This is a genomic window from Methanoculleus sp. UBA413 (genome assembly GCF_002502935.1).
GTDB lineage: Archaea > Halobacteriota > Methanomicrobia > Methanomicrobiales > Methanoculleaceae > Methanoculleus > Methanoculleus bourgensis.
Genome location: NZ_DAQR01000074.1, coordinates 656 through 6,356, shown reverse-complemented (window position 1 = coordinate 6,356; position 5,701 = coordinate 656). Strand labels below are relative to the sequence as shown.

8 protein-coding genes are annotated in these 5,701 nt (G+C 62.9%); 4 read left to right on the top strand and 4 right to left on the bottom strand.

Features of this window, described 5'->3' with window-relative positions:
• On the bottom strand, positions 1 to 327 hold the full coding sequence (eif1A, locus tag BP858_RS05715) for a translation initiation factor eIF-1A (protein WP_074175957.1): 327 nt from the start codon (positions 325 to 327) through the stop codon (positions 1 to 3).
• Between the two features lie 238 nt (positions 328 to 565).
• On the opposite strand from eif1A, the gene BP858_RS05710 reads away from it, so the two are divergent.
• Both BP858_RS05710 and BP858_RS05705 read left to right on the top strand, forming a co-directional pair.
• Positions 566 to 1,231 carry a hypothetical protein gene (locus tag BP858_RS05710; protein ID WP_286879070.1) on the top strand — a complete coding sequence of 222 codons (666 nt, stop codon included), beginning with the start codon at positions 566 to 568 and terminating at the stop codon, positions 1,229 to 1,231.
• A 67-nt stretch (positions 1,232 to 1,298) separates the two neighbouring features.
• Entirely contained in the window at positions 1,299 to 2,219 is a 921-nt protein-coding gene (locus BP858_RS05705) for a metallophosphoesterase (protein WP_286879069.1), read from the top strand.
• A gap of 3 nt (positions 2,220 to 2,222) precedes the next feature.
• Here the strand turns inward: BP858_RS05705 and BP858_RS05700 are convergent, their stop codons facing one another.
• The gene (locus BP858_RS05700) at positions 2,223 to 3,053 is read right to left on the bottom strand and encodes a restriction endonuclease (protein ID WP_214166406.1); all 831 of its coding nucleotides are present in this window, start codon (positions 3,051 to 3,053) and stop codon (positions 2,223 to 2,225) included.
• 130 nt (positions 3,054 to 3,183) lie between these two features.
• On the opposite strand from BP858_RS05700, the gene BP858_RS05695 reads away from it, so the two are divergent.
• A complete protein-coding gene (locus BP858_RS05695; protein WP_286879067.1) occupies positions 3,184 to 4,128 on the top strand; it encodes a ketopantoate reductase family protein in 945 nt (314 codons plus the stop codon).
• Between the two features lie 4 nt (positions 4,129 to 4,132).
• Here BP858_RS05695 and BP858_RS05690 read toward each other — a convergent pair whose 3' ends face one another.
• Complete coding sequence (locus BP858_RS05690; RefSeq protein ID WP_014868414.1) at positions 4,133 to 4,312, bottom strand: hypothetical protein; 180 nt, start codon at positions 4,310 to 4,312, stop codon at positions 4,133 to 4,135.
• Between the two features lie 77 nt (positions 4,313 to 4,389).
• On the opposite strand from BP858_RS05690, the gene BP858_RS05685 reads away from it, so the two are divergent.
• Complete coding sequence (locus BP858_RS05685) at positions 4,390 to 4,896, top strand: flavodoxin family protein (protein ID WP_014868415.1); 507 nt, start codon at positions 4,390 to 4,392, stop codon at positions 4,894 to 4,896.
• A 462-nt stretch (positions 4,897 to 5,358) separates the two neighbouring features.
• Here BP858_RS05685 and BP858_RS05680 read toward each other — a convergent pair whose 3' ends face one another.
• On the bottom strand, positions 5,359 to 5,634 hold the full coding sequence (locus BP858_RS05680) for a pro-sigmaK processing inhibitor BofA family protein (RefSeq protein ID WP_286879064.1): 276 nt from the start codon (positions 5,632 to 5,634) through the stop codon (positions 5,359 to 5,361).
• Between the last annotated feature and the right edge of the window lie 67 nt (positions 5,635 to 5,701).

Genomic DNA, 5,701 nt, shown 5'->3' with positions numbered 1-5,701 from the left:
TCAGAGATACCGGTTCCTCCGGAGCCACTCCACCTGAGGCCTCGTGTAGCGGTATATGATATCGCACTTCTCGTCCTGGAAACTCCAGGGAACGACGATCAGGATATCCCCTTCCCGGATCCAGACCTTCTTCTTGATCTTGCCTTTGATCCGCCCGATGCGGGTCACCCCGTCGAAACAGCGGATCCTGATGTGGTTTGCACCAAGCATCAGTTCAGCGCTGCCAAACATCTCCCGGTTCCTCTTGTTCGGCAGGCGCACGCGGATGATCTCCTCTCCCCCGTCCCCTCCTTTGGGTTCGGGTTTGCGCTTTGTAGGCTCAGTCAGTTCATCAACCCCATCGTCCAGAGTATGTGGTTCTTTCGTGCGTCCTATTTATACAACTTCTAGCTTATCAAGTATTCTCCCGGGGTGCGGGCCCGGCCGCAAAGGCCGGCAGCCCTGCCCCCATTGGCCACGGTGCCGCCCGGAAGGAGCGGGGATGGAATCAACCCCATCGTCGGGAACCCCACCACCGCAGGCGTTAGATATATTGCCAGAATTATACTACCATACAAATATACTCATGGCATGCCCGGACCCGTCACGCGGAGTCTACCTCACCTACCTCATCCAGGCGCTTATCCTCCTCTCCGTAGCCTACAGCCTCACGGCAGGCGAGTACTTCCTCGGCTTTTCGGCGGGCATCGCCTTCCTCCTGACGCTGGTCCCCTCCCTCATGACGAGGAACATGCGCCTCTGCCTGCCCTGGGAGGTCAACCTCTTCATCGCCGTCTCCCTCTACCTCCACGTCATGGGGCACGTCGGGGGCTACTACGTCCTCTTTGCGCCTTACTACGACAAACTGACCCACCTCGTCTCCTCAGTCACCGTTGCCCTCCTCGCCTTCTTTGCAGCGGTCCTCGCCGAGCACCAGGGGGATATTCGGCTGACCAGAGCGGCGATCGTCATCTTCATCCTGACGTTCACGCTGGCAGCCGGAGCGGCATGGGAGATCTACGAGTTCACCTTCGACCAACTCCTCGGCACAGACCTCCAGCACGGGAACACCGACACCATGGTCGACCTCATCGTCGATCTCATTGGTGCAGCGATCGTGGCAGCCTTTGCCGCCATAGCCCTCGCAAGGGTGGAGAGGGTGCAGTTTATCCGGCTCTTCGCCGATCCCTCCTCAAGCCGTGGATCAGGTGATTTCACGGACGATCGAACCGATCCGGTGGAGGAGCGCTGATTCACTCAATCCCGGCGGTTGCCGACCCACCGGACCCTATTTATATTCAAGGCGGTGAATAAATATCGTGCTCCCTAAGGTTCCTTCCACAAAATACCTGGCCCTCTTCATGCTCATCCTGCTCCCCTCCATGACCGGCTACATGGCCTGGGAGGCAAGGACGGTTGATGTGACCGTCCTTGAGATCGACGGGGCACCCGAAGGCATCATCTATATCACCGACCCCCACGTCAGGGCGTCCAACATCGACCACGTCCAGATGGTTATCAGGGAGGTCAACCGCTTAAACCCGTCCCTCGTCCTGATCGGCGGCGACTTTGCCACCGGCGATGAGACCGGCTTTGCCTCCCAGTCAGTCTGGCGCTCGCTTGACGCACCTGCCTACGCCGTGCTCGGGAACCACGACTACCGGGTGGGAACCGATGCCCCGACCGGCCTCGAGAGGATATTTGCCGTCCGCGCGTCTGCCGACGTCACCGCTGCCGGGTACGACCTCTCGGCCCTGAAGGACGGTTCCGCCGACACCGCGTTTGCCGACGGGCTCACCGCGACGCTGGAGGAGAACGGCGTGCACGTCCTCAGGAACGAGTACGCCCGGATCTCTGCCGGGGACGGAGAGGTTGTCATCGTCGGCGTCGACGACGGGTGGGCCGGGATGGCAGACCCACCGGACGTGCCGGCAACCGATGCGTTCACCGTCTACCTCATCCACGAGCCCTCCTGCAGGGCCGACTGGGACGCCGACCTCATCCTCGCCGGCCACACCCACGGCGGCCAGTTCCTCTTCCCGGTCATCGACCAGTTGAACGACCACGGCGTCGTCGAGCTTGCAGGGATGTTTGATACAAACGGAACGCCGACCTACGTCTCCCGGGGCGTCTGCAGCGCGAGCTTTGCCGGGGTGGACCTCCGGTTCAACTGCCGGCCCGAGATCGTTCTGATCAACCCGACCGAGGAGCAGCTCCAGGTTATCGGCGGGTCCACCTGAGTATCACGGTTCAAGGATGGCACGTGCCCGTCCGGCGATCAGCAGCACCTCCCGGAGGGGGATGCCCGCAGCGCGCGAGATGGCTGTAGCATCGCCGTAAGCGACCTGCTTTGCCGTGAGGAACCCTCCAGTGGCCAGCCGTGTAGCGATCGCGGGGTTTACCCCCGCAACGATGGTGACCGGGTAGGACTGCGTCTCCTGGATCATCGCCTTCAGGTTCTGCTCCTCCGGGTAGTCCCACCCGATATGCCCGATTCCGCGGCAGGTCGCGTAGCGTTTCGCGTGCTCCGAGAGTTTGGTATTGCAGACGATCAGGGCATTATCAATGGCGACGGTACACCTCCCGGACCGGAACCCCTCCTGGAGGTCCTCGACGATCGCCCGGGCGATCCGCCCTTCGTCAAGCCCGGTCATCCGGTGATAACTCCGGTGATGCTTCACCTCGACGAACGTGGTTACGCCGTCTTTCTGCGCGATGGCATCCACCTCGTGCTCCCCGCACCGCCCGGCAAGGACGCACCCGGTCTCCACCTGGTAGCCGTGCTCCCGGAGGAGGACCCGCACGAACTCCTCGAAGTCAGGTTTCGGGCGGATGAGGGCGAGGGCTCTTCTGAGGTTGGTCCGGTGCGCGACGGCGGGGCGGACGGCACTGGCCCGGGTGCGGATCATCCGGAAGACCGCGGCCGTCTTCACCCCATCCGGTACCGCCTCCTCGATCTCCGCGGCGATCCGGTCGGCATCCTCCGCCCCGAGGCCCATGTTCCTGAGCGTCCGCCGCACCTTCCCCCGGTCGAACGGCTGCAGGCTGCCGTCGGCCTTCGTGACGTACTTCATCAGGTAGGATCTCGGTGAGCCGGGTATGAAAAACGTTCGTTATCGTATCCCCACGTGATCGAGACGACGGGCGCCGACACCCCGGTGCCGCACCCTTATCTTCTCGCGGGGCCAACAGAGTTACAAGAGAATGGAAGCGTTACAACGCCCGGTTATCCTGATCCTCGGTGCAGGGGCGGTCGGCCTCTCCTTCGCCGGCAAGCTCGCCCGGGTTGCGACGGTCTATGCGGCATGCCGGCCGGTGCATGCCGGTGCCATCCGGGAGCGGGGTCTCGTGATGGAGGGGGTCTGGGGGACCGGCACCGTCGAAGAGGTAAACCCCATCACGGGGCCGGAGGAGGTTCCTGCCGGGGTTGACTATATTATCATCACTGCGAAGGGCACCGATACCCTGGCGATCTCTCGGGAGTATGCCGGGGTGATCCGGGGCCGGCCGGTGGCAAGCCTCCAGAACGGCATCGGAAACGAGGATATCATCGCCCGCTACACAGATACCGTCATCGGCGGGACCGTGACGACGAACTTCTCGGTGGTGGGACCGGGGCACGTCCGGGTGCTGAGCGAGAGCGCCCCCGCCTGCTTTGGGGTCTGGTCGGGGGACGGCGGCGAAGTGCTCGACCGGCTCATCGCCATCATCGGGTCGGCCGGCATCCCGGTCGAGGTGAGCCCTGATATCAGGGCCGGAAAGTGGACCAAGGCGCTCCTCAACATAGCGGTGAACCCGATATGCGCCATCCTCAGGGCCCCGGTCGGGGCGGCCGCCGACGCGGATATCCGCGAGATCGTCACCGCCCTCATCCGTGAGACCTTCGCTGTCGCCGGGGCAGAAGGGGTCCGGCTCCCCTGGGCGACCGCCGACGACTACCTCGCCCATCTCTTCGGGGTGCAGGTCCCGGACTTTGCCGCGGTCTACCCCTCCATGTACTACGACATCACGCTCGGCCGCCAGACCGAGATCGACCTCCTCAACGGCTACGTGGCACGCCTCGGGGAGCGCCACGGCATCCCGACACCGCAGAACCAGTGCATCGCCGGTCTCGTCCGCTACATCCAGGCGCACCCGGACGCACCGTGAGGGACTACACCCCGCTCAGTTTTTCCGCAAGTTTCCTGGCCGCTTCACGCGCCTTCGCCTCGGTCCTCCAGAGCCCCGTCCTGCCGACGGAAGTTCCTTCCCGGTCGTACAACACCACGTAGTAGCCGCCGTCCTGGCGGGCGAACCTGACCTCACCGACGATGCCGGGAGCATACTCATGCATGCCCTGAGGTTACGGGCGACGAGGATATGAGGTCTTCGGGTTCCGGCCCTGTCATGAATATATAGGATGAGCCTGGTATGTCGCACGGAGTGATGGTGATGGTTCTCATTGTCTACTACTCATGGCAGGGACATACTGAGAAGGTGGCGAGGGCACTCGCGGAGCGGGTCGGCGGCAGGCTTGCAAGGATTGAACCGGTTTCTGAGGTGGGGACGCTCAGGAAGGCCATGATGGCGACGTTTGGGATTCGGGCAGCGATCCGCCCGACAGAGACCGACCTTTCGGGCGTCAACTTCCTGATTGTCGCAACCCCGGTCTGGGCGCAAAAGGCTCCGCCTTATGTCAACGAGTATCTCTCCCGGGTCACGAACGCCTCTGGAAAACCCTTCTCGGTGCTCGTGGAGATGGGAAATTCCGGGGCGGAGAAGGTGGTCGCAATCGTGAGGAAGAGCCTTGAGGCGAAGGGGATGCGGTTCGTCTCATCCGCCACCACGCTCGAGAGCGACGTCGATGCCGGGAGATTTGACCGGACGGTTGAGGAGTTCGCCCGGACGATCGTGGAGGCCGCTGCGCCGGCGGCGTAAGGGGGGGCTCCCCCCATTGGCGTGAACGCAACCACGGGTGCACTGCGTTCCGGGTTGGCTATCGGGGAGGTTCAAGCTCGGTTACCCCCATGTCGGTTCTGATGATCCCGTCCCCACCCACCTCAGCATGGATGGAGAACGCGGAGTACCCCCCGGCTCACCCGGGCAGTGGACCGTGGTGGCTATCACCCCCGGGGTGGGGGCAGGGGAGGGGGCAAGCCCCCTCCCCGCAGGCGGCGGAACTCGCAGAACCCCCACTCCGCCCGGGGACGATGAACTCCCGGAGCGAACCGGTCGGGCTCTCACCGATTGCCCCCCGACAAGGATCAAGACCGTTTTCCGAGGCGGTGGACGATTGACCACAGACCGGTCAATAATACCCGAAACCGACGTTTGTCTCCTGAATTGGACGATATCCTCACGAGTCTCCATACCGAACGTTAGCGCGTATGGGGCTCCTCCTCACAACGTCAGCGGAATCCCGAGGAGGTGCAGCACCACCGTGATCAGCACGCCGAAGACCCCGCCGATGGCGCAGATAAGAACGGTGATCAGGTTGATCGGGATGTCGGGCCGCCCGACGATGCTCATCAGGTCGAGGAGATTGATGAGCCAGAGGAGGACCACACCCACGACGGCGTTGATGATGAGTGTGGTGACGCTTTTGACCACCGTATAGAGGACAAAGGCGATAACGACCACCAGGATCAGGGCAAGGAGCGCTGCAAGTAAGCTCATACAGCCCGTATGTTGCACCAGGTATTGAAACCTTCCCGGACACCTCTAGTGGACCGTTTCACCTTAT

Bases quoted from the DNA above. Each gene is read 5' to 3' on its own strand.
- BP858_RS05680 (WP_286879064.1), bottom strand. From the start codon at position 5,634: ATGAGCTTACTTGCAGCGCTCCTTGCCCTGATCCTGGTGGTCGTTATC.
- BP858_RS05710 (WP_286879070.1), top strand. From the start codon at position 566: ATGGCATGCCCGGACCCGTCACGCGGAGTCTACCTCACCTACCTCATC.
- BP858_RS05690 (WP_014868414.1), bottom strand. From the start codon at position 4,312: ATGCATGAGTATGCTCCCGGCATCGTCGGTGAGGTCAGGTTCGCCCGC.
- BP858_RS05700 (WP_214166406.1), bottom strand. From the start codon at position 3,053: ATGAAGTACGTCACGAAGGCCGACGGCAGCCTGCAGCCGTTCGACCGG.
- BP858_RS05695 (WP_286879067.1), top strand. From the start codon at position 3,184: ATGGAAGCGTTACAACGCCCGGTTATCCTGATCCTCGGTGCAGGGGCG.
- BP858_RS05685 (WP_014868415.1), top strand. From the start codon at position 4,390: ATGTCGCACGGAGTGATGGTGATGGTTCTCATTGTCTACTACTCATGG.